This window comes from Azospirillaceae bacterium (genome assembly GCA_028283825.1).
Classification (GTDB): Bacteria; Pseudomonadota; Alphaproteobacteria; order Azospirillales; family Azospirillaceae; genus Nitrospirillum.
The window spans coordinates 1,366,033-1,391,029 of record JAPWJW010000001.1 but is presented as its reverse complement, the minus strand read 5'-3'; the positions used below and the strand labels follow the sequence as shown (position 1 = coordinate 1,391,029).

Here is a 24,997-nt window from a genome sequence, read left to right as displayed (position 1 = left end):
GCGACGGGAAACAACCCGTCCGCCGCCCCGCTGGATAACGCACCAACGAAGGGATTGAAGATGACGAGCGGGGGCAAATGGGCGCGGCGGCTAGGCGCCAGCCTGATGATGACGACGGCGCTGGCGGACATCATGGCCACATCCTCGGCGCATGCCCAGGCATCGCCGACCACGGCACAGGCCGCTGAACGGGATTTCAATATCCCGGCACAGTCGCTGAGCACGGCCCTGGCCCTGTTCGGCCAGCAATCCGGCATCCAGGTCTCGACCGATGGCGACCTGGTGAAGAACATATCGACGCCGGGGGCGCAGGGCCGCATGGCGCCGGCGACGGCGCTGCAACGGCTTCTGGCCGGAACCGGGCTCACCTACGGCGTCGGCAGCACCGGCACCTTCACGGTTCAGGCGGCAGCACCGCAGGCGGGTAGCGGCAAGGCCCTTCAGCTGGGTGCCGTCCGTATCGAGAGCCAGGGCGGCGCGCCCGATGCCAACCCCTATGCCGACCCCAGCGCGCCCTACAAGGTGGACCGCCTGTCCTCTTCCAAGTTCACCGAACCCGTGCTCGACACGCCGCGCACCGTGACCGTGCTGACCAAGGAGGTGCTGGAGGACAAGGAGGCGACGACGCTGCGGGAAATCGGGCGTTCAACGGCCGGTGTCACCTTGGGCTCCGGCGAAGGCGGCAACGCGTTCGGCGACCGCTTCTTCATCCGGGGCTTCGATGCCCGCAACGACATCTTCGTCGATGGCGTCCGTGACCCGGGCGTCAGCATCCGCGAGAACTTCAACACCGAACAGGTCGAGATATTGCGCGGTCCCGCCTCCTCCTTCGCCGGCCGCGGCACCACCGGCGGCGCCATCAACATCGTGACCAAGGCGGCGCAGGACACCGACTTCTACAAGGCCGAAGGTACGGGCGGCTTCAGCGATGCGGAGAAGCGCGGGACCTTCGACGTCAATCAGGCGATCAGCCCGATGGTGGATGTCCGCCTGAACGGCATGATCCAGTATTCCGACGTCGCCGGCCGCGACTACACCACCGACAACCGCTGGGGCGTCGCCGGGGCGGTGACGCTGAAGCCCACCGACAATTTCACGGTGAACGCCGACTATTCGCACACCCGCCTCTGGGGCCTGCCCGATTTCGGTGTGCCGTACGACCAGGCGACACACCGCCCGGCCACCGAGGATGGCATTTCCCGCGATACCTATTACGGCATCGTCAACCGCGACTTCACCAATTCCACCCAGGACATGGGCACCCTGAACGCGGAATGGGACGTCAACGACTGGCTGACGCTTGAGAACAAGTTCCGGGGCAGCCATTCCCTGCTGGACTACATCGGCACGATTCCTGAGAACCCCAGCGCCACCGGCGTGACGGCCCCCTATTCCTCAAACGCCACCCATTTCTCCGGCTACGTGCAGCTCAACGCGCAAAGCCGGTACGAGACGGCGGACGTCCTGGCCGACCAGCCGCAGGCGACGGTCAAGTTCGACACGGGGCCGCTGAAGCACACGCTGGTCGCCGGCGGCGAATTCTCCAACGAGAAGATCAGCATCGACAGCTACACCGGCTTCACCTCCGAACTGACCACCGGCCCCGTGGCCTTCACCTCCAGCGGCGCGCCCATCGTCAGCGCCTACAACCCCACCCATTACCTGTATGGCGCAGGAACGGCCAAGCTGACCGGCAACCCATTGAAATACAATGTGGACACCAATGCCGGTTACTTGATGGACACCGCCAATTACCACGACTTCATCATCGTGAACGGCGGCATCCGGTACGACGACTACAACATCAAGGCGTCCAACAACACCAGTTCCCGGACCGACGATTCCGGCATCACCAGCTATAACGCCGGCATCGTCGTCAAGCCGATGGACATCGCCAGCGTGTACTTCGCCTACGCCACGGCGGCCAATCCCGTGGGTGACGAACTGGACGCGACGTCCAGTTCCTATGGCGGCTTCGCCGCGACCCAGAACGCCACGCAGATCTATGGACCGCAGCGCAGCCAGTCCTATGAGGTCGGCACCAAGTGGGAACTGTTCGACCGCCACCTGCTGGCCAGCGCCGCGGCCTTCGAGACCGACGTGTCGAACGCACGGGAGACGGCACCCGCCAACCTGCCGGGCTACACCAGCGGGCAGATCGTCGCCGGTGCCTCCTACCGCGTCCAGGGGCTGGACTTCGAGGCGGCGGGCAACATCACCGACAAATGGAGCGTCATGGGTGGCCTGGTGGTCATGAAGACCGACATCACCCATTCCATCGTTCCCACCAACGTCGGGCTGGGACTTGCCAACATCGCCAACGAATCCTTCAACATGTTGAGCAAGTACCAGGTGACCGATTGGCTGGAACTGGGCGGCCAGTCCATCTACACATCGGAAATCAGGGGCGGCTCGCTGCTGGCGGCCAACGGCGGCGTGGCCTATCCCAACCCGCCCAACCCCACCATCCTGCCGGCCCATTGGCGCTTCGACGCCTTCGCCGAAACGAAGATCAATGAACATCTGAGCATGAAGCTCTATGTGCAGAACATCTTCGACAAGACCTACTATGACGCCTTCTACCAAAGCGCCCAGCCCTTCATCGAGATCGCGCCGGGCCGCAGCGTCTCCCTGACCGCGTCGATCAAGTTCTGAGGGTTCCCCAAATGCTGATCTGCATACCGGATGTTCTGAGCAAGCAGGATGTGGCGGACTTCCGCCACATCATGGACGCCAGCGGCTGGGAGGACGGCCGCTCCACCGCCGGTGCGCAATCAGCCGAAGTGAAGAAGAACGAGCAACTGCCCCCCGATGGGCAGGTGGCCCGCAAACTGGGTGAGCGCGTGATCCGCGCGCTCACCTCCAATCTGCTGTTCATTTCCGCGGCCGTACCCCTGCACATCTTCCCGCCCCTGTTCAACCGGTACGGGCCGGGGCAGTTCTTCGGGGAGCATGTGGACAATTGCATCCGGGGCGACCACCTGACCGGCCTGCGCATCCGCACCGACCTGTCGGTCACCCTGTTCCTGTCGGAACCGGACGAGTATGACGGCGGTGAGCTGATCGTCGAGGATTACTACGGGTCCCACCGGGTCAAGCTGCCGGCGGGGCACGCCGTGCTTTATCCGTCGACCAGCCTGCACAGCGTCACGCCGGTGACGCGCGGCGCCCGCGTCGCGTCATTCTTCTGGCTGCAAAGCATGATCAAGGACCCGCTGGCGCGGCGCCTGACCTTCGATATGGACAACGCCCTTCAGGAACTGGTCACACGCCTTGGGCGCAACGATCCCGAGGTGCGGAAACTGACGAATATTTATCACAACCTGATTCGCTATTGGGCAGAGCTGTAGTGCGCGTCGGGCACCCTTACTCATAGTGCCAACGGCATTGCAGGACGCGAACCTTCTGGGCATCCCCGGTGCCAACCACGCCATAGACCAGCCTGTGTTCCGATGTGATGCGTCGGGACCAATACCCTTTCAGCGGCCCTTTCAAAGGCTCGGGCTTGCCCAGGCCGGTGAAAGGCGTGCGCCGCACCTGCTCAATCAGTTCGATGATCTTCTGAACAACCTTGGGATCTGCCTCTTGCCAATGGACAAAGTCCTGCCAGGCTTGCGGCGCGAACTCGACGTTCATTTCCGGCTGGCGATCGCCTGATCGAAATCGACCGTGTCCCCAGCCTCCACAGCGGCGATGGCCTGATGCAGCCGCGCGGCATTGGCGGGATTGCCCAGCAGATGCAGGGTTTCCATGATGCTGCGGTACTCCACCTCCTGCATCAGGACGACGTCGCGGTGATCATCCATGGCGACGACCAGCGGCCCCCCACCGGCCCGCACCTGGTCGATGTTGGCAGCGAGATCCGCCTGGAAATCCTTGAACGGCACGTGTCCCATACCGCCCTCCGCTAACGTGGTCTGATCATTATATGATGGGCACGCCGCCGGCGGTCAACGCCGACGGCGTACGCCCTCATCCCTACCCAAAGAAGCCGATGCGCTGGGTGATGCCGTTGCCGACGCGGCGCACCAGGTCGTAGAGGTTGGCCAGCGGCTTGAAGATGCGCTCGTTCTCCTGGCCGTAGTTCTGGCTGTCGTCGCTGACGTAGGTCGCCGTCTCGCCGAAGTCGCCGTCGCCGGCGGCGTCGCCCGTCACGGGGAAGATGCGGGACAGCAGGTCCAGCGCCCAGGGCACATCCAGTTGCAGCAGGCGGTTCATCAGCCGGCGGTGGGTGATGTTGTGCTGGCTGGAGAATTGCGGAACGTGCGTCGCCCGCAGGAACACCTCCTGGATCAGGGCGATGCGCAACGCGTGCAGCACCAGCAAGCCATTGCTCAGCGCCTCATCGGGCGGCGGCACCTGCCCAGGCAGCGGCTGGTGCTCCACCCGCGCCAGCCCTTCCTCCAGGATGTCGAAGTCGCGGTAGAGCTTGCGGAAGATACGGATCAGGCGGCTGTGCAGGGGGTTGTCCTCCAGCATGGCCGCCAGGCGCCGCATCTCCTCCACCCGCGCGGGATCGGCGGTGTGGGCCGCGCGCAACAGCCAGAAGGCCGGATCCAGGGTGTCGATATAGGCCTTCAGCGCATCCGGGCTGGCGATGGCGACACCGTATTCCACCATGCCCAGCAGTTGGCGGAAGCGCGGCGAGGCACGGTAGAGCTCGGCGAAATGCTCCGGATCCTTGTCGATGGCCTCGCCCACGCCGCTGATGGTGTTCGCGGGCAGGCCCATCTGCTGCAGGATGGCGTTGTGCGGGATGGCGCGGAACTGTGAGGCGCGGGTCTGGTCGATATCATCCGCCGTGCCGTCATACTGCCGCTTGATGGCCCGGCTGCCCGACGGATACAGCAGGTTGGTGCCCAGGGCCGACAGCAAGGCGCCGTAGTTGGGGTCGTCCACCAACGACACCTGGAACTGCTTCACCGTCGTGAAGAATTCGCGGATGTAGTCGGCGTCGCCATAGAACGGATCATCGTCCAGGGTGGTGTGCCTGGCCCCCAGCATGTGCTCCAGGATGCGGGTGACCACCGCCAGGGCGCCCGGCTGGGTGACGAAGTAGAGATAGCCGTCGCCCCCCTGGAAGCTGACCTCCTGCTTGAAGGCGATCTTCTGGTGGGCCAGGAAGGACAGGGTGGCGGGGGTCGCGACATACCCCAGCCGCTCTGGGAAACCCGCCGGATGGGCGCCGCGGCCGATGGATTCGCCGTGGGTGTCGAAGATCACCAGTTGCACGCCGTCCAAGCGGTGGCGGGTGAACAGGCGGGCGATGCGCAGGCGTAGACGCTCGATGCTGGCGGACGCCGGGGTCTGGCCCAGATAGCGGCCGGCGTCGGAGAAGCCGGTCTGGATGCACAGGCGGCCGCGACGCTTCACATACTCCCGGTAATGCGGGTTCTCCAGCAGTTGTTCGATCACCCGGCTGCCGACCTCCAGCGCCTTTTCCGTCTCGAACAGGGGGCTGATGTCCACCTTGTCGGCCACGCCGAACAGCCGGGCGTAATAAAGCGCCGTCAGCACGGTGAAGGCCGATTCCGATTCCGCGATCAGGAAACGCACCGGCACCGACGCGTCGGCGTACTTCAGCATCTGGGCCACGACCATGAACAGCCGCTTGGCCGAAGTGCGCTCCGCCATGATGCTGCCGAAGTTGATGCGGGCCGGCCGCACCTCATCCAGCAAGCCCGTCAGCGCGTTAAGGTAGGACTGGCGATAGCGCGGGTCGTCCGGCGCCGTTTCCATGCCCACGGTCTTGCGAACGGCGTTGTGCAACTGGGTGGCGTTGATGCGCACGTGGGTGTGGGCTTGGCCCAGGCCATAGTTGGCCAGTTCCGCCTTCAGGATGGCCAGGCGGCGGATGACGTCGTCCCCGCCCTTGGCGCCCTTGGTGGCAGCGGACGCCAGCCGGATGGCGCGCTCCACCTGCTCGATGGCGTGTGCAGCCTCCACCAGGCGCAGGGACAGGCCCTCATGCATGCGCCGGGCGATATGCTCGATATCCTTCTGGGCGGCTTCACTCCCGAAGGCGGCGATCTCATCCGTCACCTGGGCGATGGCCAGGGCCAGGCGCGATTCCAGCAGGTCCAGGGTGTTGCGCAGATCCTCCTGCGCCGGGGCGGCCTTGCGGATGGCCTGCACCTCGGCCAGGTAGTGGCGCAACTGCCCCACCTGCACCACCAGGCGCTTGTGCAGGGTGTCGGACCAGCGGATGTCCGACCGCCCGTCCAGGTCGTAGCCCACCCAGCTGGCCACGGTCAGCAGCTTGGGCGTCAGTTCCGCCCACTGGTCCGGATAATGGGCCCGCGCCACCGACAGCACGATGTCGTAGACGATGCGCAGTGCCGCCTGGATGTTGGTGATGGCCGCCAGCGACAGGCGATGCTCATCGGCCAGCGACAGCTCACCCGGGCGCAGTTCCACCCCGGCCATGCCGGTGATCAGGGCCTTGCGGGCGGCGGCGGTCAGCGGCACGCCGGCGTGGTCCCGCCCGGTGGCCAATTGGGCCAGCGCGTCCATCAGCTCACCCGTCAGGTTGAAGGTCGGGTGGGCGGTGATGACGATGCCGAAAATCTCTTTCTCGACCTGGGCGCGGAAGGCCTCGAACGGCGCCGCCTTGCCGTCGGCCCCCACGGCCAACCCCTCGATCAGGGTACGGATGCGGGCGGCGTTGGCCTCCGGATCAGCCTCCCCCAGATAGGCGCCCAGGCGGCGGGCGCGGGCCAGGAAACCTTCGGCGCCCAAGAACTGGATGGCCTGTTCCACCGCCGCCAGGTCCAGCTCACCGGCATGCAGGCGGCGGGAAACGTCCAGCGCCAGCAGGGAGACGGGGTTGGCGAAGGGATCGGCATCTGCCAGTTCGGTGTACCGCGCCAGCCGCGTCACCAGGTCGGCGGTCAGGGCCGGCGCGTCGATGGCGGCGGTGCCGGAGAATTTGGCGATGGGGTAGGCCAGCAAGGCGCCGGACTTGGCCAGGGCCGCCAGCGTGGCGGCATCGGCGGCCTTCACATCCGTGCCCGGCGTGGCGGTGGCGCTTGTCGTTTTGGGGGTCTTCGCCGGCGCCGCGGCCTTTTCCGGGGTGTGCCCGGAGTCGGTGGACTTTTCTGCGGCCTTCTCAGCGGACCGCGATGGTGCCAGCGATGACTTCATGATGGTTTCGTGCCCAATTTTGGTTGCTCATCCCTGCTGCGCCGGACCACCTGTCCCACGCCGACGCGCTTGTTAAGGATGCAAAGGGCATGACCCGGTGAGGTTGAGTCATTATCCTACCTCGCAATGGCAAAAAACCGGCCGAGAGCAAGGGCATCAAAGGGCGTGGCGGGGTGGCGATTTATTGTGACGCAACGATGGCTTGAGACTATCTCAACTGTGCGCTGCAAGGCAACAAAACGGAATGAAATTTGCGAAATGCGTGAAAGGGATGTAATTCCGCAACACGATCTTAACGGACGCGCCGTCTTGGGTTATGCATTCAGGCATGACAAAAGGCATCGCCCGCCCGCACCCTGAACGCCCCGCACCCCCGGCCGGTTCCCCGCCCAAGCGGGTGGCCGCCGTCCGGGAGGTGGAGGTGAAGCTGGCGGCCACGCCGGCGGCCCTGGCCAAGCTGGCCGCCCTGCCCCAATTGGCCAAGATATCGGAGGGCGGGGCCCGCACCCGCCACCAGGTCACCACATATCACGACACCCCCGACCTGGCCCTGGCCGCCCAGGGCATGGCCCTGCGGGTGCGGGTGCAGGGCGGCCGGCGCATCCAGGCGATGAAGACCTGGCGGTCCGACGCCGGCACGGCCGCCGCCGCCGGCCGGCGCGAGTGGGAATGGGAACTGGCGCCGGAGGGCGACGGCCCCGACCTCACCCTGTTGCCGCCGACGCTGGCGGGGTTGTTGCCGGCGGCGGCCTGGACGACGGTGGCGCCGCGCTTCACCACCGATATCGAGCGCACCGCCCTGCTGCTGCATCCCGACACGCGCACCACCATCGAACTGGCGCTGGACCGCGGCCAGGTGCGCCTGGCGGGCGATACCGGGGACGGCGACACGGTCTGGCCGGTGGCCGAGGTGGAACTGGAACTGAAGGACGGCCGCGTCGCCGCCCTGTTCGAGGTGGCGGCCCTGCTGCACCACCACGTGCCCCTGCGCCTGACCACCGGCAGCAAGGCGGACGCGGGCCTGCGCCTGCTGACCGGCAAGCCGGCAACGGCCGTACCCGCCCAGCCCGTCACCCTGACGCCGGTCACCACGGTGGCGGAAGGCTTCCGCCACGCGGCACGCCAGGCGCTGAGCCACCTGCTGGACAACGCCACCGTGCTGCTGGAAGCGGGCGCCACGCCGGAAGGCCCGCTGGCCCTGCGCCAGATGGCGGCGGCCAGCCGGCGGCTGGACACGGCCCTGCGCCTGTTGCGGCTGGCCATGACCCTGCCGGCGACAACGTTGCCCCCCGCCGACAAGCCAACGCCCGTAGCACAAGCCCCAAACCCGCACGTGCAGGCCGCCGACGCCCTGCGCCGCCGGCTGGCGCCCCTGCGCGCGGCGCTGGAGGCCGCACGCGGCTGGGACCGGCTGGCGGAGCGCATCGCCCTGCTGCCCGACCGCAAGGGCGCCGCCGGGCTCAGCCGCCGCCAGCATCTGGGCCTGGCCAACGCCGCCGCCCGGGCCCATCGCGATGTCGCCAAGCGCCTGCGCGGCGCCGGCCACACCGCCTTCATCCTGGATCTGGCCGCCTGGATCGAAGGCGGCGGCTGGACCAGCCCGGCCCTGGATCTGCCGTTCAAGACCATCGCGCCGCGCCTGATGGCGGAGTTGCAGGACAAGGTCGCCAAGGCCGTCGCCCGGCTGGATCTGCCCGATCCAATCCAGGCCGGCATCAAATCGCCGGGCGTCAAACCCATGGCACCGGCGCCCAAGGCCCCGCCCCCGACCGACGCGCTGGAACGCCTGCGCCGCCGGATACAGCGCCTGCATGAGGCGGCGGAGGCCTGCCGCGGCCTTTATCAACCAAGGACGGCGCCGTCCAAGGCCAAGACGGCGAAGCGCCCGCCCGCCGACGCCCTGGCCCCCCTCACCCGCCTGCACGCCGCCGCCTTGGCGCCGCTGTCCGCCCGCCAGGCCACGCGCCTGGTGACCACCCTGGCCAAAGGTAGCGGCCCCAAGCCACGCAGCACCCGACTGCTGTCGCGTCTGGCGCAGGAAGAGGCGCTGGCCCTGACCAAGCTGCCGGCCACCTGGCGCGGCTACGCCCGGCGGCGCATGTTCTGGATGGTGGGACGGTAGTTGGGCTTCAATGGAAGCCGTGTTATCGTAAGCACCATGAGCAAGCCCGCCTCCATCTTCGATATTGATGATAACGGCGCGAAACATCGAGCAATCGATGAAGCGCTGGAAGCGGTCGCTCGCGGCGAATATGTCGATCACGAGATTGTTCGTGAATGGCTCCTGCGGCTGGCCGCCGGTGAGGATCTGCCGATACCCGTCCCTACAAAAGACGCTTGATGCGGGTCATCTGGTCTATCCCAGCGCTTCGGGACGTGGCAGGCCATCGCGCCTACATCGCCCAATACAATCCCATGGCCGCCATCGACATCACACGACGCTTGGCCGCAGCGGGGGACAATCTGACGACATTTCCCCAGCGCGGCCGCCCTGGGTCGAAGCCCGGCACGCGAGAACTTACCGTCATCTATCCGTATATAATCGTTTATAAAATTGAAGATGAACAGCTGACCATTCTGCGCGTATGGCACGGCGCGCAGGAACGCTGACTCACCCCTCCGCCGGCCTGTCCTTCGGCTCCAGCACCTGACGGCAGAAGGCCACGGTGATGGGCTTCTTCGCCGCCAGCGCCGCGCGGTCCAGCAGCGCCACGGTGCGCCGCGCGCCGTCGAAGGAGCGTTCGGTGTGGGTCATCAGCCAAGTGATGACCTCCTCCCCCACCCGCACCTGGCGATCATCGAACAGCTTGACCAGCACGGCCATCAGCAGGGCGTCGTCGGGGGCCGCCATGCCCACGGCCGGGGCCGCCACCAGGCGGGAGCGCAGGTCGGGCAGGCGCAGGATCCAGTTGATGGGGGCGTAGTGGGCCAGCAGCAGCAGTTGGCCGCCCGCCTCCTTCGTCAGGTTGTAGAGGTGCAGCAGCGCGCGTTCCCGCCCCGCGTCACCTGAGACCTCGTGCGCCCGGTCGATCACGGCGGTGCGGGTGGGGCCCAGCAGGTGGGGCACGTCGGCGGGCACCAGATCCTCCGGCCCGAACAGCGGCGCGCGCGAGCGGGCGCGCCACACCTGGGCCAGGTGGCTTTTGCCGCAGCCGGGCGGGCCGTACAGCACCAGCGCCGGCGCCGGCCATTCCGGCCAGGCGTCCAGCCAGGCGACCGCGTCGGCATTGCCGGGCGCCACCAGGAAGTCGGCCTCCCCCATGGCGGAACGGTGCCCCAGGTCTAAGGGCAATTGTCTCAAATCGGCCATGGGTCAGGGTCTTACCGGCAACGGGCGCGTCAGGCGTGAAAGCGATGGTAGGGGAAAGGGCCGCGTCAGGGAACGGGTGGCGCTTCCGCCTCACGCCCCGGCCCGGCCCCCGGCGGGATCAATCCCTCCTGGACCAGATCCTCGCACAGCACCTCTTCCGGAGGCATGCCGGTGTAATAGCTGCTGGCGAGGTACTGACGCAACGCGAAGCGCACCAGCACGCCGATGACGGCCGCCACCGGCACCGCCAGCAGCACGCCGGTGAAGCCGAACAGGCTGCCGCCCGCCAGCAGGGCGAACATCACCCACACCGGGTGCAGCCCCACCTTGTCGCCCACCAGCTTGGGCGTCAGCACATAACTTTCCAGCACGTGGCCCAGGACGTAGAGGCCAACCACCAGGCCTTCGCGGAAAACGTCGTGGAACTGGAACAGGGCCACGCCGACGCTGGCGCCAAACCCCACCACCGTGCCGACATAAGGAATGAAGGACAGGATGCCGGCGATCAGGCCGATGACCAGGCCGAAATTCAGGCCCACCGCCGTCATGGTGACGGCGTAGAAGGCGCCCAGCGCCAGGCAGACGGACGCCTGGCCGCGGACGAATCCGGCCAGCGTATGGTCCACGGCGCGCAACTGCTCCCGCACCACCTCGGCATGTTCGCGGGGCAGCCAGCCGTCCAGGGTCGCCACCATGCGGTCCCAGTCGCGCAGCAGGTAGAAGGCCACCACCGGCGTGATGAACAGCAACGACACCACGCCGAACAGGGCGGCACCGCCGGTGAACAGGTTCTTCAGGAAATCCGCGCCCCAGCCCACCAGGGTCCCGACATATTCGCTGGCGGCGCTGCGCAGCCGTTCCACGTCATCCGGCGGCAGGGCCGCCATCAGCGTGCGGATGCGCTGCATGGATTCGTCCCGCGCCCAGGTGATGATGGCCGGCAGGCTTTCGATCAGTTGCGACACCTGCTGCTGGATCAGCGGCACCAGCAGCAGGATGGCCAGCGCCACCACCACGGTGAAGGACAGCAGCACGGCGCAGGTGGCCGCCAGGCGCGGCAGGCCGAACCCCTCCAGCCGGTCGGCCACCGGATCCAGCAGATAGGCGATGGCCATGCCGGCGACGAAGGGCAGCAGCATGCCCCGCAGCAGCCAGACCAGCGCCACCCCCACCAGCAGGCTGATCAGCCAGAATCGTATCTGCCGCCCCGCGTACGTCTCAGCCATCGTTCCCTCGAAAAGGTCCCCGCGATCTCATCGTTTGGGAACTGTAGCAGATAAGGCCCTGGAATCCGGGACCACTTTCGGGATCAGCCGGCCGGCGCCAGGCCGATCTGGTAATGGGCGTCGGACCCGGCCGGCGTCGCCCCGGCGTCGATGTCGGACAACACCAGGTCGCGCTGGGCCAGCGCCGTCTTCAAATGGGCCACGTCACCCAGCACGGTCAGGGTCAGCAGCGCCTGGGTGGTCTTCAGGGCGCTGGTGTTCACCTGGGTGACCATGGGCACGCCGGACAGGCGGCGGCGCACCTCCACCAGGGTGGACAGGTCGGTCAGGGGCACACGCACCGCCACCTGGCTTTCCTGGTGCGCATCCACCACCACGCGGCGCTTCCACGCCTCCTCCACCCGGTCCACCGCCGTGGCGACGGCCTGGGCCAGCACCGGCGGCACCGGCGGGGGGTTGGAGGCGGCACCCGGGACCGCCAGGGGCGCATCGGCGGGCACGACGCGGGTGGTGAAGCCCCCTTGGGGCACGGTCTCCACCGGTGACGCCCCCTCCCCCGGGATATAGCTCGTCAGGCTCAGCTGATACCCCTTGGCGGCATCGCCATCCAGGCGGGCCACCAGCAACAGGCCGGCGCCATGGCGGGCGGCGATGCGGGCCAGCACGGCGGGGTCGGGCGCCAGGGCCGCCTTGGCCGGCAGGTCGTTCTGGTCGTTGGTGTCGGGCGCCAGCAGGGACACCGGCATCAGGCCGTCCACCGGGCCCATCTGCACCCAGGCCTGGCGCCACGGGCTGTCGGTCCACAGCGCCGGTTCCGTCGCGGTGGCGTCCAGGGGCAGCACCAGGGCCGGCTTGCCCACCATCTCGGCATAGCGCACGCCGTTCTGCTGCAACAGCTGGCGCACGGCGGCGGGGCGGAAACGCACGGTGAAGCGGCCGACATACCGGACGGAGGAGGCGCGCTCCTGCTCCAGCTCGAAACCCGCCACCAGGCCTTCAAGATCGCCCTGGCTGACGGACGGGGGCTGGCGGCCGTCGGCGGCCGGCGTCAGCTTGCGGAACAGGCGGGCCAAAGCCTCGCGCTGGGCCTGCTGGATGGCCTGGTCGCGCGCCTGGTTGGCGTTGCCGGCGGTGACGTCAACGTCCACATGCTGTTCAACGAAGGCGGTGTCGGCCGCCGCCGGGCCTTTCCCCGCCTCGGCCCGCGCGGTTCCGGCGGCAAGGCCCGCAGCCAGGATCAGGGAAAAAGCGCCCGCCTGGACAGGCCTGGCGGTGATCCGGCGCAAGAGGGGGATGCAGCGGTGCGGCATTGCAAAGCCTTCCGATATTGCTATGTTCGGCGCCGAAACCCGGGCGGGTCATGGCCCCGTCCTGATGGGCGGTCGCAGGCGGCGGTTAACACCGGCACCCGAGCGGACGCCCCTTCTTAGCCCAGGCCCTGCGAGGACGCCATAAGCACCTATTCGTACAAGGACGCCGGTGTCGATATCGACGCGGGCAACGCCCTGGTCGAGGCCATCAAGCCCCTGGCCAAGTCCACCGCGCGCACCGGTTCCGACGCCGGCCTGGGCGGCTTCGGCGCCCTGTTCGACCTGCGCGCCGCCGGTTTCACCGACCCGCTGCTGGTCTCCACCACCGATGGCGTCGGCACCAAGCTGAAGGTCGCCATCGACGCCAAGCGCCATGACACGGTCGGCATCGACCTGGTCGCCATGTGCGTCAACGACCTGGTGGTCCAGGGTGCGGAACCGTTGCTGTTCCTGGATTATTTCGCGACCGGAAAGTTGGACGTGGCCGCCGGCCGCGCCATCGTCGCCGGCATCGCCGAAGGCTGTCGCCAGGCGGGTTGCGCCCTGGTGGGCGGTGAGACGGCCGAGATGCCGGGCATGTACGCCGACGGCGACTATGACCTGGCCGGCTTCTCTGTCGGCGCGGTGGAGCGCACCCAGGTGCTGACCGGTGCCGGTGTCGCCGCTGGCGACGTCGTGCTGGGCCTGGCGTCCAGCGGCGTGCACTCCAACGGTTATTCGCTGGTGCGCAAGCTGGTGTCCGTCTCCGGCCTGTCGTACGAGGACGCGGCCCCCTTCGCCCCGGGCAAGACCCTGGGCGAAGCGCTGCTGACCCCCACCCGGATTTACGTGAAGAGCACACTGGCCGCGGTGCGCGCCGGCCTGGTGAAGGCCATGGCCCACATCACCGGCGGCGGCCTGATCGAGAACATTCCGCGCGTGCTGCCCGACGGCCTGGGCGTCACCCTGGACGCCGGCGCCTGGACCCTGCCGCCGGTGTTCCGCTGGCTGGCCGGCGTGGGCAACATCGCCGACCTGGAACTGGCCCGCACCTTCAACTGCGGCGTCGGCATGGTCGTGGTGGTCACCGCCGACAAGGCGGATGAGGCCATCGCCGTCCTGACCAAGGGCGGTGAGACGGTGACCCGCATCGGCACCGTCGTGCCGGCGGCGGCGGACGCCGCCCATCGCGTCACGGTGACCGGCACGGACAAGGCATGGCACGCCTGAACATTGGTGGGACGCCCGGCAGGCTGAAGCTGGGCGTCCTGCTTTCCGGCCGGGGCAGCAACCTGCAGGCCCTGCTGAACGCCGCCGCCGATCCGGACTTTCCGGCGGCGGTGGCTTTGGTTCTGTCCAACAAGGCGGATGCCGCCGGGTTGGAACGGGCGCGCGGCGCCGGCGTCCCGGCGCTGGCCCTGCCACACAAGGACTATGCCGACAAGCCCGCCTTCGAACAGGCCATGACCCGCGCACTGGATGAGGCGGGCGTGGAACTGGTGTGCCTGGCGGGTTTCATGCGCCTGCTGTCGCCCTGGTTTGTGGACCATTGGCGTGACCGGCTGATCAACATCCACCCATCGCTGCTGCCGGCCTTCCCCGGCATCGACACGCATGCCCGCGCCCTGGATGCCGGTGTGCGCTTCCATGGCTGCACCGTGCATTATGTCCGCAGCGAGGTGGACAGCGGCCCCATCGTGGCCCAGGCCGCCGTACCCGTGCTGGCCGGCGACGATGCCGATGTGCTGGCCGCCCGCGTGCTGGCGGCGGAACATCAGCTTTACCCACTGGCCGTGCGCCTGATCGCGGAGGGCCGGGTGACGGTGGCGGGTGATCGCGCCGTGCTGAGCGGCCCACTGGGTAGCCCAGCCACCGCGCTAAATCCCGCCGTCTAAGCCTCAGGGTCCCCGCCCCCATTCTCCGACCAGGCCTTGGCCCGGTCGGCCAGACGGCGCAGCAACCGGGTCAAGGTGACCTTCTCTTCTTCCGTCCAGTCCGCCAGGGCCGCCGTGTACAGGCGGTTGCGCGCCTGGCCGATGGTATCGACCATGGCCTGGCCGGCGGGGGTCACCACCGCCTCGCGCACCCGCGCATCGCTGGCGCCGGCCCGGCGGTCCACCAGCCCCAGGCTTTCCAGCTTCGCCACCTGCCGGCTGACCGTGGAGTGATCACGACCGGCCAATTCCGCCAGTTCCACCACACCGATGGGCCCGCGCAAGCCGATGCGCACCAGCAGGGGGAACAGCGCCCGGTCCAGGTTCACGCCGGCCAGGTTCAATAGATGCTGGTCCGGCTGCGGGCGGTTCAGCACGCCGGCCAGGTCCATCAGCGCTTCATGCAGTTCGTTCTTCATATGTGCACTATGCACATTTATCAGGGCAGCCGTCGAGACTCAGAATATGTGCACTATGCACACATACATCTATATGTGTATAACGCACATATATGGAGACCATGATGACCGACTTTGATACCGATATCCTGATCGTGGGCGCTGGCGCCGCCGGCCTGACACTGGCGTTGGACCTGGCCCACCGGGGCGTGGACCTGATGCTGATCGAAAGGAACACGACACCCTTTGCCGGGTCACGCGGCAAGGGCATCCAGCCGCGCAGCCTTGAGGTGTTCGAGGATCTGGGCGTGCTGGACGATCTGCGGGCGGTGGGCGGCGCTTATCCGCCCATGGTCACCTATCACCCGGATGGCCGGACCAACCGCAACGAGCTGCACGCGCCCCACATCCCCAACCCGGCGGAACCCCATGGCGACGTGCTGATGGTGCCGCAGTTCCAGACGGAGGCGGTGCTGCGCCGCCACCTGGCCAGCCATGGCCACGCCCCGGCTTTCGGCACCGAACTAACGGGCTTCACCCAGGACGCCGAGGGCGTCACCGCCACCCTGCGCACCGGCGGGGGCGAACGGACGGTGCGCGCCCGTTACCTGGTGGGCACCGACGGGGGGCGCAGCTTCGTCCGCCATGCGCTGGACATCGGCTTCCCCGGCGAGACCCTGCCCTTCCACGCCATCGTCGGCGACATGCCCATCGCGGGGCTGTCCTTCGACCTCTGGCACCGATGGTACACGCCGCAAACCCAGCTGGCCCTATGCCCGCTGGCCGGCACCAACCTGTTCCAGGCGATCATCCAGGTGGCGGAGGAGGTGACGCCCACCGCCGACCTGGTCCGCACGCTGATCCGCCAGCACACCGGGCGCGACGACCTGGTGGTGGGGGCGCCCACCTGGCTGTCCACCATGCGGGCCAACCTGCGCCTGGCCGACCGTTACCGCGTGGGCCGCATCCTCATCGCCGGCGACGCCGCCCATGTGCACCCGCCGACCGGCGGCCAAGGCCTGAACACCAGCGTGCAGGACGCCTATAATCTGGGGTGGAAACTGGCCGCCGTGCTGAAGGGCGCGCCCGACAGCCTGCTGGACAGCTACGAGGCCGAACGGCGCCCCATCGCCGCCGAAGTGCTGCACCTCAGCGCCCGCATGCTGGCCCAGATGGGCAAGCCCGAGGGCATGCGCCGGGGGCGCGAGACCCGGGAGTTGGACCTGACCTACCGTGGCGGCCCCCTGGCGCCGGCCGCCGGTGCGGCCCGCGTGCAGGCCGGCGACCGCGCGCCGGACGCGCCCTGCCGCGCCGGTGCGGGAACGGAGACCCGCCTGTTCACAATGTTCCAGGGGCCGCATTTCACCCTGCTGGGCTACGGCGCCGATGTTTCGGATATCGTGCCTCCGGGCCTGACCGCCACCGTCAAGGCGCTGTCGGTGGCGCCACAGGGCCAGGCTACCAACGGCTTCGACCTGTCCGACCAGGCCGGGCACATCCGTGGTGGTTATGATCTTACCCCCGGCGCCCTGGTGCTGGTACGGCCCGACGGCCACATCGCCGCCTTGGCTGACCGGCCGCAGGTCATTCGGGACTGGCTTAGCCAGTGGCTGGCGGCCGCAACCCAGGCGTGATCTACGCCTTTTTCAGGACACCCTAACCCCTTGCCAGCCGCATGGTTTGTGCATAAACCAAAGGGAACGGGTTTGATCTCGATAAAGGGAGGGCAAGACATGGCCGGTGCGCAGGGTGCCGTCGCGGTAAGCGACGCCGTCGTCAAGGAACATGCCGAGGGCTGGAACCAGTTCACCCGCTTCGTGAAGGCGAACATCATCGCCGTCGTCTTGCTTCTCCTGATGTTCCTGGCCCACTTCGCCCTGGGCTGGGGCTTCTCCATGTTCCTGATGATCGTCGGCGACATCATCCTGGCCATCGCCGTGATCCTGGGCAAGGTCTAGGCCTACCTCCGTGGGCTCGGTCCCCCTTGACGGAGCCGACCATCCGTCCTGTCTGATTGAACTGGTCGCGGTCGATGACGGTGACCAGTTCAAATCAGCCCCTGTCTATTTCTTGAATTCCAATACCTCGGGGGACAACCGCTCAATCCTGGCATCCTCTATCGCGCGCTCAATGACATCCAGCGCGGCGGACGGATCGGAATAGCGAATGCCCTTCAGCTTGTCCTTGTGCAGGAAATAGTCCCACCAGCCTATTTTTTCTATTCGCTCACAAATATCGTCGGCAAATCGCTTCCTGATGACGCGTGCCGGATTTCCGCCAACGATGGAATACGGCTCGACGTCCCGGACGACCGTTGCGTTCGCCGCGACGATCGCGCCGTTGCCGATCGTCAGTCCTTTCCGGATAAAGGCGCCAAGGCCGATCCAAACGTCGTTTCCAATGGTCGTCCGCAGCTTGTCCTTTTCAAAGGACTCGGCGCCCAGGATATCCTTCAACTGCTGGGCGCCATGGCCAAAGGGGCCGCCCGCGTCACCGAACACAAACAGATGCGAACTCAGCCAATCGACCGGATGCTCCGGGGCGCCGATGACCACCCGATGCGCGATTGAACAAAATCGGCCGACGGTCGTATTCCACACGATCGTCCCTTCATTGAAATAGCTGAAAGCACCAACGACGTTCTCGCCACGGAAATCACCCGCGGAAATCGCGCTGGGACATTCGACGGTCAACTTCCCCCAGAACCGATTCGGTTTTTGCGACGGATGTAAATTGTCCATAAATTCCAACGCCTACTATCGGCCACCCTCGATTTGAGAGCGTCGATTATCATCTTTCCGCCGCGGCACCCAGCGCCTTTTGAGCATAAGATCGGGCGCAACGGCTTCAATAAACCGTCTCCCCCGGCGGCACCGCCGACCACGGCGTCAGCACGATGACGTTGCCCTCGGCATTGCGGGCGCCCAGGATCAGGACTTCGGACTGGAAGCCGGCGATGTTGCGGGCGGGGAAATTGCAGACGCACACCACCTGGGCGCCCACCAAGTCATCGGGCGCGTAGTGGGTGATCTGGGCGCTGGACCATTTGACGCCCAGGTCGCCCAGATCCACCGCCACCTTGTAGGACGGGTTGCGGGCCTTGGGAAACGGCTGCACCTCGACCACCCGTCCCACGCGGATGTCCAGGTTCAGGAAATTCGCCACGTCAGTCTGCGGCTTCAACGGGTCCACGGCCATCATCCACCCTGCGCTGTTCTGATCGTCGCCGGGCAGTATGCGCGGTGGGCTTGACCCAGGCATCCGTTTCCTGGGCCAAGCCTTGGGTTGGTCACAGCCTCATGCGGCCGTGCGGCGCATCAGCAGGGTGTAGACCACCGTGCTGATGAACATGCCGATGAACCAGGCATAGTTATAGATTTCCTGGAAGACCATTGGCACGCCGCCGAACAGGCTGGGGAAGGCCGCGTGCAGGAAGCCGGGCACGTTGGGCAGGACGGACAGGGCCAGGGCGGCCAGCGCCGCCATGTTCCAGCCGCCCTTGTAGGCGTAGGGCCCGTCCATATCGAACAACCCTTCCAGCGACAGCCGCGCCCGGCGCACCAGCCAGTAATCGGCCAGCATGATACCCAGCAGCGGCCCCAGCAGGGCGCCGTAGCCCAGCAGCCAGGTGAAGATGTAGCCTTGGGTGGATTCGATCAGCTTCCACGGCATCATGATGACGCCGATGGCGGCGGTGATGTAGCCGCCCCGGGCGAAATTCACATGGCGGGGGAAGATGGCGGCGAAGTCATAGGCCGGCCCCACGACATTGGCCGCCAGGTTCACGCACAGCGTGTCGATGACGATGATGGCGAGACCAATGGCGACGGCGATGCCCTCCATCCGGCCGGCCAGGTCCACCGGGTCCCAGATGGCCTTGCCGTAGACGATGACCGTGGCCGAGGTGACCGCCACGCCAATATAGGCCAACCCCGCCATGGGCAGCGGCAGGCCGATGGCCTGGCCGACATACTGGTCCTTCTGGCTGCGGGCGAAACGGGTGAAATCCGGGATGTTGATGGCCAGGGTGGACCAGTAACCGGCCATGGCCGTCAGGCTGGGCAGGAACACCACCCAGAACCGCCCTTCCTTGGGCGCGCCGGCGACGAACTGCGATGGGGCGGACAGCAGGCTGCCGAAACCGCCGGCCTTGTCGTACGCCCACCACAGCAGGCCCAGCACGATCAGGATCTTCAGCGGCGCCGTCACCGTTTCCACCCAGCGGACCGATTCCGGACCCTTGGCGATGAAATAGAGGTGCAGCGACCAGAAAATGAAGAAGCAGGCCAGGTGCCCGGCATTGATGCCGACCCAGCCCAGCACCGGCCCCTCAAGCGCGCCGCGCGTCAGGATGTTGCCCACGGCGTAGATGGCGTTGCCGCCCACCCAGCACTGGATTCCGAACCAGCCGCAGGCGATCAGCGCGCGCAACAGCGCCGGCAGCTTGTTGCCCTGCACCCCGAACGATGCCCGGATGATGACGGCGAAGGGCACGCCGTACTTGGCGCCCGAATGGCCGACCAGCAGCATGGGCACCAGCACGATCAGATTGCCCAGCAGCACGGCCCCCACCGCCTGGTAGGCCGACATGCCCTGTTCGATCAAACCCGACGCCAACATGTAGGCCGGGATGCCCATCACCATGCCCACCCACAGGGCGGCGAAATGCACCCAGCGCCAGGTACGGTGGCTGGAATCCACCGGCGCCAGATCCTCATTCCAGATGTCCGACGCCGTATCGATGCCGGCGGCGCTCACGTCCGTTGCCGTGACCATGCCCGTTATCCCCGTTTATTCGTTTCTTCGCCCCCTAGGCTGGATTCCACCCTGCGTTTTCTTTTTCGTTTTGTCTCGCCCCACCACGGATGCCCGTCCGCGGTGCGGATACCGGTATCAGCCGCGATCGACACCCACCGGCTTCAGCGCGTCACGCCGCTTGGCGGCGGCATCGAACCCGGGCGCGAAGGCCGGGCGGTCGACATAACGGCCAGCACCCCGCACGGCGCGCAAGTCGCCGTCCTGCCAGGCGACATGGCCGGCGGTCAGGGTCACGCGCGGCAGGCCCCGCACCGCCATGCCTTCGAAGATGTTGTAGTCCACGTTCTGGTGGTGGGTCTTGGCGGAGATGGTCTTGGTGGCCGCCGGATCCCACACCACCAGGTCGGCGTCGGCCCCCACCGCCACCGATCCCTTGCGCGGATAGATGTTGAAGATTTGGGCGGCGTTGGTCGAGGTGACCTTCACGAATTCGTTCATGGTCAGCCGGCCGCTGTTCACCCCGTGGTGCCACAGCACCGCCATGCGATCCTCCACCCCGCCGGTGCCGTTGGGAATTTTGGAGAAGTCGTTGCGCCCGGCCGCCTTCTGCGGCGCGCAGAAGCAGCAATGGTCGGTGGCGGTGGTGTGCAGGGTGCCGGACTGCAGGCCGTGCCACAGGGCCGACTGATGTTCCTTGGGCCGGAAGGGCGGGCTCATGACATGGGCGGCGGCCACATCGAAATCGGGATGGCGATAGACGCTGTCGTCCACCAGCAGATGGCCGGCCAGCACCTCGCCATAGACGCGGTGGCCGTCCAGCCGGCCGCGCGAAATCGCCTCCAGCGCCTCCCGGCAACTGACGTGCACGATGTAGAGCGGCACGCCCAGCACCTTGGCGATCTGGATGGCGCGGTTCGCCGCCTCCCCCTCCACCGCCGTGGGGCGGGACAGGGGGTGGGCCTCGGGGCCGGTCAGGCCCTGGGCCAGCAGCTGCTTTTGCAGCTGGAACACCAGTTCGCCGTTCTCGGCATGGACGGTGGGCATGGCGCCCAGTTCCAGGGCGCGGGTGAAACTGTTCACCAGCACCTCGTCATCGCACATGATGGCGCCCTTGTAGGCCATGAAGTGCTTGAAGCTATTGACGCCATGGTCGCGCACCAGGGTGCCCATGTCGGCGCGCACGCTTTCGTCCCACCAGGTGATGGCGACATGGAAGGAATAGTCGGCCGCCGCCTTTTCCGCCCAGCCGCGCCAGGTGCGGTAGGCCTCCATCACGTTCTGCTTCGGATTGGGGATGACGAAATCGATGATCATGGTGGTGCCGCCGGCCAGGCCCGCCGCGGTACCGGTATAGAAATCGTCGCTGGCCACCGTGCCCATGAAGGGCAACTGCATGTGGGTGTGCGGGTCGATGCCGCCCGGCATGACGTAGCAGCCGCCGGCATCCACCAATGTGGCGCCCGCCGGCACCTCCAGCCCCTCCCCCACCGCCTTGATCACCCCACCCTCGGCATAGACGTCGGCGCGGAAGGTCCGGTCGGCGGTGACCACGGTACCGCCCCGGATGAAGGTGCGCGCGTCGCTGGTGATGCCCATGGTCGTCTCCCGTTCTTAAGGCGTCGGCTGTCGGTCAGGGGTTCGGTAAAGAGAGCCCCGCCCCCCGCAGGATAAAGCGCACGACCTCGATCGTGATGGCGTCGAAGTCGCGGCGGGTCAGTTTCTTGCGCCCCAGCACGGCGCGCACCTGGGCGTCGAAGTCGGCGTAATGCTGCGTCACCGCCCAGATGAAAAAGAAGAAATGCTTGGTGTCCACCGGAGCCATGCGGCCCTCCGCGATCCACCCGTCCAGCACGGCCGCCTTCTCATCCACCAGGCTTTTCAGGTCGGCGGTCAGGAAGCCCCAGATCTCCTCCGCACCATGGATGATCTCGCCGGCGAAGACCTTGGAGACCACCGGCCGGTCGCGGGTCGCCCGCATCTTGGCGCGAATGTAGCCCGCCAGCGCCTGGGCCGGATCGCTGTCCGGCGTCACATGGGCCAGCGGATCCAGCCACTGCTTCAGAATGTCGGCCAGCACGGCACGGTAGAGGTCGCGCTTGGTGCTGAAATAATAATGCACGTTGGCCTTGGGCAGGCCGGCGCGCAACGCGATGGCGGCCGTGGTGGCGCCGCCGTAGCCCTGCTCGGCGAAGATCTGCTCCGCCGCCGTCAGGATGCGCCGCAAATTCTCCCGCCGGATGCCCCCCTCGGGTGGGGTCGTCGCCTCAACCTTGGCCGAACTTGCCGCCTTCACCTTGCGGGGAACGCCCCCTGCACCTTGCGCCATATGTATTTTCCAGCCCGGTACCGTCGTTGATCGGAACGCGGGTCAGGCGGCGTCGGCCTTCGCCACCACGGCCCGCAGCAGCACATTGCACCCGGCCTCACACCAGTCGGGATGCGCGTGCTCAATCTCGTTATGGCTGATGCCGTCGACACAAGGAATGAAGATCATCGATGTCGGGGTCACACCAGCCAGATAGCAGGCGTCATGCCCGGCACCCGACACCATATCGCGGTTGGTATAACCCAATTCGGCCACCGCACCACGCACCGCCTCGACACAGCCGGCGTCGAACTTGATGGGGGCGTAGTACCAGATTTGCTCGAATTCCGTTTCGAGGCCGATTTCTTCGGCGACTCGCGCCACGGCGGCGCGCAGCTTCCCGTCCATTTCCGCCAGCACGGCGTCGTCCGGATGGCGGAAGTCCACGGTGAAGAAGACGCGGCCGGGGATGACGTTGCGCGAATTGGGATGGATCTGCATCAGGCCCACGGTGGCGCAGGCGTACGGCGCGTGCTCCAGACCGATGCGGTTCACCGCCTCGACAATGCGGGCCGCCCCCACCAGGGCATCACGCCGGCGGGTCATGGGCGTGGGGCCGGCGTGCGCCTCCTGGCCCGTGAAGGTGATCTCATACCAGCGCTGGCCCTGACAGTCGGTGACCACGCCGATGGTCTTGTCCTCCGCCTCCAGGATGGGGCCCTGTTCGATGTGCGCCTCGAAATAGGCGCCGAGATCCCGGCCGCGGATGGGCGTGGGGCCGGCGTAGCCGATGCGGGCCAACTCCTCCCCCATGGTCTTGCCGTCCAGATCCTTGCGCGACAGGCCGTATTCCAGGTCGAACACGCCGGCGAACACGCCCGACGCCACCATGGCCGGGGCGAAGCGGGACCCTTCCTCATTGGTCCAGGCCACCACCTCGATCGGCGCCTCGGTCTGGTAGTTCAAATCGTTCAGGGTGCGCAGCACCTCCACCCCCGCCAGCACGCCATAGACGCCGTCGAACTTGCCGCCGGTGGGCTGGCTGTCCAGGTGGCTGCCCATCAGGATGGGCGGCAGGGCGTTGTCGCGGCCGGGACGGCGGGCGAAGATATTGCCGATGGCGTCCACCGTGACGGTGCAGCCGGCATCCTCACACCACTTCACGAACAGGTCGCGGCTTTGCTTGTCCAGGTCGGTCAGGGCCAGGCGGCAGACGCCGCCCTTGGGCGTGGCGCCGATCTGCGCCATTTCCATCAGGCTGTCCCACAGGCGGCTGCCGTTGATGGCGACGTTGGTTCCGAACTTCGTTTCCGTGCTCATGTCGAACGCTCCGGCTTATTCGGCGGCTTTGGGCGGCAGGATACGGGCGGGGTTTTGCGGGTGTTCCGGCCAGGTCATATAGGGCAGGTTGTTGGCCTGCTCATGCATGGTGATGCAGTCCGGCACCGGGCAGACATGGGCGCACAGGTTGCAGCCCACGCATTCCTCATCCACCACCTCGAACAGGCGCTTGCCTACGCCCGCCAAGATGCGGATGGCCTGGTGGGAGGTGTCCTCGCACGCGATGTGGCAGCGGCCGCAATCGATGCAGAGTTCCTTGTCGATCTTCGCCTTGGTGACGAAGTTCATGTTCAGGTCGTTCCAGTTGACGACGTTGCCCACGGCGCGCCCCCGGAAATCCTCCACGGTGCGGTAGCCCTTCTCATCCATCCAGGAGGAGAGGCCGTCGATCATGTCCTCCACGACGCGGAAGCCGTAGACCATGGCGGCGGTGCACACCTGAACGCTGCCGCAGCCCAGCGCGATGAACTCCGCCGCGTCCCGCCAATTGCCGATGCCGCCGATGCCGGAGATGGGCAGGCCGTGGGTGTCGGCGTTGCGCGCGATCTCCGCCACCATGTTCAGGGCGATGGGCTTCACCGCCGGGCCGCAATAGCCGCCGTGCGTGCCCTTGCCGCCCACGGTGGGCGTGGGCGCCATGGCGTCCAGATCCACCGACGCGATGGAATTGATGGTGTTGATCAGCGACACGGCGTCAGCCCCACCGCGCTTGGCGGCCTCCGCCGACCACAGCACGTTGGTGATGTTGGGCGTCAGCTTCACGATCACCGGCAGGCGGGTGGCGTTCTTCACCCAGCGGGTCACCTGCTCCACCATTTCCGGCACCTGGCCGATGGCGGAGCCCATGCCGCGTTCGCACATGCCGTGGGGACAGCCGAAGTTCAGCTCGATGCCGTCGGCACCGGTGGGCGCGATGCGCCGGGCCAGGCCGGCCCACGCCTCCTCGGTCATCACCGCCATGAGGGAGACGACGACGGCCCGGTCGGGCCACGCCTTCTTCACGGCAGCGATCTCCCGCAGGTTGACCTCCAGCGGGCGGTCGGTGATCAGCTCGATATTGTTGAAGCCGATCATGGTGCGGTTGGCATCCAGCAGGGCGCCATAGCGGCTGGAGACGTTGACCACGGGCGGATCCTCGCCCAGGGTCTTCCACACCACGCCGCCCCAGCCGGCCTTGAAGGCCCGGACGACGTTGTATTCCTTGTCCGTCGGCGGGGCGGAGGCCAGCCAGAACGGGTTGGGGGATTTGATGCCGGCGATGGTGGTGCTGAGATCGGCCATGGGTCGTCCCTC

At 67.0% G+C, this 24,997-nt stretch carries 23 protein-coding genes; 9 read left to right on the top strand and 14 right to left on the bottom strand.

All coding sequences use genetic code 11. From position 1 onward, the window contains the following. The first annotated feature begins 60 nt into the window (after window positions 1-60). A complete protein-coding gene (locus PW843_05640) occupies window positions 61-2,655 on the top strand; it encodes a TonB-dependent siderophore receptor (protein ID MDE1146094.1) in 2,595 nt (864 codons plus the stop codon). 11 nt (window positions 2,656-2,666) lie between these two features. Beyond that, a complete protein-coding gene (locus PW843_05635) occupies window positions 2,667-3,350 on the top strand; it encodes a Fe2+-dependent dioxygenase (protein MDE1146093.1) in 684 nt (227 codons plus the stop codon). 16 nt (window positions 3,351-3,366) lie between these two features. On the opposite strand, the gene PW843_05630 is transcribed toward PW843_05635, so the two are convergent. The 3 genes from PW843_05630 to PW843_05620 all read right to left on the bottom strand — a co-directional run bounded on the left by PW843_05630 (window position 3,367) and on the right by PW843_05620 (window position 7,143). Continuing rightward, a complete protein-coding gene (locus PW843_05630) occupies window positions 3,367-3,636 on the bottom strand; it encodes a Txe/YoeB family addiction module toxin (protein ID MDE1146092.1) in 270 nt (89 codons plus the stop codon). After that, a complete protein-coding gene (locus PW843_05625; protein ID MDE1146091.1) occupies window positions 3,633-3,896 on the bottom strand; it encodes a type II toxin-antitoxin system Phd/YefM family antitoxin in 264 nt (87 codons plus the stop codon). The genes PW843_05630 and PW843_05625 overlap by 4 nt, the downstream gene beginning before the upstream one ends. An 82-nt stretch (window positions 3,897-3,978) precedes the next feature. After that, complete coding sequence (locus PW843_05620; protein ID MDE1146090.1) at window positions 3,979-7,143, bottom strand: phosphoenolpyruvate carboxylase; 3,165 nt, start codon at window positions 7,141-7,143, stop codon at window positions 3,979-3,981. Between the two features lie 328 nt (window positions 7,144-7,471). On the opposite strand from PW843_05620, the gene PW843_05615 reads away from it, so the two are divergent. From PW843_05615 to PW843_05605, 3 genes are read left to right on the top strand one after another with little or no spacing between them, the layout of a single operon-like run. Beyond that, window positions 7,472-9,265: a CYTH domain-containing protein gene (locus tag PW843_05615; protein ID MDE1146089.1), complete on the top strand. Its 1,794-nt coding sequence runs from the start codon at window positions 7,472-7,474 to the stop codon at window positions 9,263-9,265. A gap of 36 nt (window positions 9,266-9,301) precedes the next feature. After that, window positions 9,302-9,484, top strand: a complete 183-nt coding sequence (locus PW843_05610; GenBank protein MDE1146088.1) for a CopG family transcriptional regulator — start codon at window positions 9,302-9,304, stop codon at window positions 9,482-9,484. Beyond that, window positions 9,484-9,753 carry a type II toxin-antitoxin system RelE/ParE family toxin gene (locus PW843_05605; GenBank protein MDE1146087.1) on the top strand — a complete coding sequence of 90 codons (270 nt, stop codon included), beginning with the start codon at window positions 9,484-9,486 and terminating at the stop codon, window positions 9,751-9,753. The genes PW843_05610 and PW843_05605 overlap by 1 nt, the downstream gene beginning before the upstream one ends. Before the next feature lies 1 nt (window position 9,754). Here the strand turns inward: PW843_05605 and PW843_05600 are convergent, their stop codons facing one another. From PW843_05600 to PW843_05590, 3 genes are all read right to left on the bottom strand, one after another. Next, complete coding sequence (locus PW843_05600; GenBank protein MDE1146086.1) at window positions 9,755-10,453, bottom strand: DNA replication protein; 699 nt, start codon at window positions 10,451-10,453, stop codon at window positions 9,755-9,757. Between the two features lie 65 nt (window positions 10,454-10,518). Next, a complete protein-coding gene (locus PW843_05595) occupies window positions 10,519-11,679 on the bottom strand; it encodes an AI-2E family transporter (protein MDE1146085.1) in 1,161 nt (386 codons plus the stop codon). Between the two features lie 83 nt (window positions 11,680-11,762). Beyond that, on the bottom strand, window positions 11,763-12,989 hold the full coding sequence (locus PW843_05590) for a DUF2066 domain-containing protein (protein MDE1146084.1): 1,227 nt from the start codon (window positions 12,987-12,989) through the stop codon (window positions 11,763-11,765). A gap of 141 nt (window positions 12,990-13,130) precedes the next feature. Between PW843_05590 and purM the strand changes: the two genes are divergently transcribed. Further along, on the top strand, window positions 13,131-14,198 hold the full coding sequence (gene purM, locus PW843_05585; protein MDE1146083.1) for a phosphoribosylformylglycinamidine cyclo-ligase: 1,068 nt from the start codon (window positions 13,131-13,133) through the stop codon (window positions 14,196-14,198). Beyond that, a complete protein-coding gene (gene purN / locus PW843_05580) occupies window positions 14,186-14,863 on the top strand; it encodes a phosphoribosylglycinamide formyltransferase (protein ID MDE1146082.1) in 678 nt (225 codons plus the stop codon). The genes purM and purN overlap by 13 nt, the downstream gene beginning before the upstream one ends. On the opposite strand, the gene PW843_05575 is transcribed toward purN, so the two are convergent. After that, a complete protein-coding gene (locus tag PW843_05575) occupies window positions 14,860-15,321 on the bottom strand; it encodes a MarR family winged helix-turn-helix transcriptional regulator (GenBank protein ID MDE1146081.1) in 462 nt (153 codons plus the stop codon). The genes purN and PW843_05575 overlap by 4 nt on opposite strands. Before the next feature lie 92 nt (window positions 15,322-15,413). On the opposite strand from PW843_05575, the gene PW843_05570 reads away from it, so the two are divergent. Together PW843_05570 and PW843_05565 are read left to right on the top strand one after the other, a co-directional pair. Next, window positions 15,414-16,934, top strand: a complete 1,521-nt coding sequence (locus tag PW843_05570) for an FAD-dependent monooxygenase (protein ID MDE1146080.1) — start codon at window positions 15,414-15,416, stop codon at window positions 16,932-16,934. Between the two features lie 99 nt (window positions 16,935-17,033). Further along, window positions 17,034-17,258, top strand: coding sequence for a hypothetical protein (locus PW843_05565; protein MDE1146079.1), 225 nt, complete (start codon window positions 17,034-17,036; stop codon window positions 17,256-17,258). A 105-nt stretch (window positions 17,259-17,363) separates the two neighbouring features. On the opposite strand, the gene PW843_05560 is transcribed toward PW843_05565, so the two are convergent. The 7 genes from PW843_05560 to preA form a co-directional block, all read right to left on the bottom strand. Continuing rightward, complete coding sequence (locus PW843_05560) at window positions 17,364-18,041, bottom strand: CatB-related O-acetyltransferase (GenBank protein MDE1146078.1); 678 nt, start codon at window positions 18,039-18,041, stop codon at window positions 17,364-17,366. Window positions 18,042-18,147: 106 nt separating this feature from the next. Further along, window positions 18,148-18,492: a tRNA-binding protein gene (locus tag PW843_05555; protein MDE1146077.1), complete on the bottom strand. Its 345-nt coding sequence runs from the start codon at window positions 18,490-18,492 to the stop codon at window positions 18,148-18,150. A 105-nt stretch (window positions 18,493-18,597) separates the two neighbouring features. Further along, window positions 18,598-20,076 carry an NCS1 family nucleobase:cation symporter-1 gene (locus PW843_05550; protein MDE1146076.1) on the bottom strand — a complete coding sequence of 493 codons (1,479 nt, stop codon included), beginning with the start codon at window positions 20,074-20,076 and terminating at the stop codon, window positions 18,598-18,600. A 117-nt stretch (window positions 20,077-20,193) separates the two neighbouring features. Then, window positions 20,194-21,654 (bottom strand): dihydropyrimidinase, encoded by a 1,461-nt coding sequence (gene hydA / locus PW843_05545; GenBank protein MDE1146075.1) that lies wholly within the window; start codon window positions 21,652-21,654, stop codon window positions 20,194-20,196. A 34-nt stretch (window positions 21,655-21,688) separates the two neighbouring features. Further along, window positions 21,689-22,384 (bottom strand): TetR/AcrR family transcriptional regulator, encoded by a 696-nt coding sequence (locus tag PW843_05540; GenBank protein MDE1146074.1) that lies wholly within the window; start codon window positions 22,382-22,384, stop codon window positions 21,689-21,691. 42 nt (window positions 22,385-22,426) lie between these two features. After that, on the bottom strand, window positions 22,427-23,683 hold the full coding sequence (locus PW843_05535) for a Zn-dependent hydrolase (GenBank protein ID MDE1146073.1): 1,257 nt from the start codon (window positions 23,681-23,683) through the stop codon (window positions 22,427-22,429). Window positions 23,684-23,698: 15 nt separating this feature from the next. Next, window positions 23,699-24,985: an NAD-dependent dihydropyrimidine dehydrogenase subunit PreA gene (preA, locus tag PW843_05530; protein ID MDE1146072.1), complete on the bottom strand. Its 1,287-nt coding sequence runs from the start codon at window positions 24,983-24,985 to the stop codon at window positions 23,699-23,701. Window positions 24,986-24,997: the final 12 nt, after the last annotated feature.

What these genes read in the sequence shown, in the direction of transcription:
- PW843_05640 (MDE1146094.1), top strand. Translation starts at nt 61, where the DNA reads ATGACGAGCGGGGGCAAATGGGCGCGGCGGCTAGGCGCCAGCCTGATG.
- PW843_05635 (MDE1146093.1), top strand. Translation starts at nt 2,667, where the DNA reads ATGCTGATCTGCATACCGGATGTTCTGAGCAAGCAGGATGTGGCGGAC.
- PW843_05630 (MDE1146092.1), bottom strand. Translation starts at nt 3,636, where the DNA reads ATGAACGTCGAGTTCGCGCCGCAAGCCTGGCAGGACTTTGTCCATTGG.
- PW843_05625 (MDE1146091.1), bottom strand. Translation starts at nt 3,896, where the DNA reads ATGGGACACGTGCCGTTCAAGGATTTCCAGGCGGATCTCGCTGCCAAC.
- PW843_05620 (MDE1146090.1), bottom strand. Translation starts at nt 7,143, where the DNA reads ATGAAGTCATCGCTGGCACCATCGCGGTCCGCTGAGAAGGCCGCAGAA.
- PW843_05615 (MDE1146089.1), top strand. Translation starts at nt 7,472, where the DNA reads ATGACAAAAGGCATCGCCCGCCCGCACCCTGAACGCCCCGCACCCCCG.
- PW843_05610 (MDE1146088.1), top strand. Translation starts at nt 9,302, where the DNA reads ATGAGCAAGCCCGCCTCCATCTTCGATATTGATGATAACGGCGCGAAA.
- PW843_05605 (MDE1146087.1), top strand. Translation starts at nt 9,484, where the DNA reads ATGCGGGTCATCTGGTCTATCCCAGCGCTTCGGGACGTGGCAGGCCAT.
- PW843_05600 (MDE1146086.1), bottom strand. Translation starts at nt 10,453, where the DNA reads ATGGCCGATTTGAGACAATTGCCCTTAGACCTGGGGCACCGTTCCGCC.
- PW843_05595 (MDE1146085.1), bottom strand. Translation starts at nt 11,679, where the DNA reads ATGGCTGAGACGTACGCGGGGCGGCAGATACGATTCTGGCTGATCAGC.
- PW843_05590 (MDE1146084.1), bottom strand. Translation starts at nt 12,989, where the DNA reads ATGCCGCACCGCTGCATCCCCCTCTTGCGCCGGATCACCGCCAGGCCT.
- purN (MDE1146082.1), top strand. Translation starts at nt 14,186, where the DNA reads ATGGCACGCCTGAACATTGGTGGGACGCCCGGCAGGCTGAAGCTGGGC.
- PW843_05575 (MDE1146081.1), bottom strand. Translation starts at nt 15,321, where the DNA reads ATGAAGAACGAACTGCATGAAGCGCTGATGGACCTGGCCGGCGTGCTG.
- PW843_05570 (MDE1146080.1), top strand. Translation starts at nt 15,414, where the DNA reads ATGGAGACCATGATGACCGACTTTGATACCGATATCCTGATCGTGGGC.
- PW843_05565 (MDE1146079.1), top strand. Translation starts at nt 17,034, where the DNA reads ATGGCCGGTGCGCAGGGTGCCGTCGCGGTAAGCGACGCCGTCGTCAAG.
- PW843_05560 (MDE1146078.1), bottom strand. Translation starts at nt 18,041, where the DNA reads ATGGACAATTTACATCCGTCGCAAAAACCGAATCGGTTCTGGGGGAAG.
- PW843_05550 (MDE1146076.1), bottom strand. Translation starts at nt 20,076, where the DNA reads ATGGTCACGGCAACGGACGTGAGCGCCGCCGGCATCGATACGGCGTCG.
- hydA (MDE1146075.1), bottom strand. Translation starts at nt 21,654, where the DNA reads ATGGGCATCACCAGCGACGCGCGCACCTTCATCCGGGGCGGTACCGTG.
- PW843_05540 (MDE1146074.1), bottom strand. Translation starts at nt 22,384, where the DNA reads ATGGCGCAAGGTGCAGGGGGCGTTCCCCGCAAGGTGAAGGCGGCAAGT.
- PW843_05535 (MDE1146073.1), bottom strand. Translation starts at nt 23,683, where the DNA reads ATGAGCACGGAAACGAAGTTCGGAACCAACGTCGCCATCAACGGCAGC.
- preA (MDE1146072.1), bottom strand. Translation starts at nt 24,985, where the DNA reads ATGGCCGATCTCAGCACCACCATCGCCGGCATCAAATCCCCCAACCCG.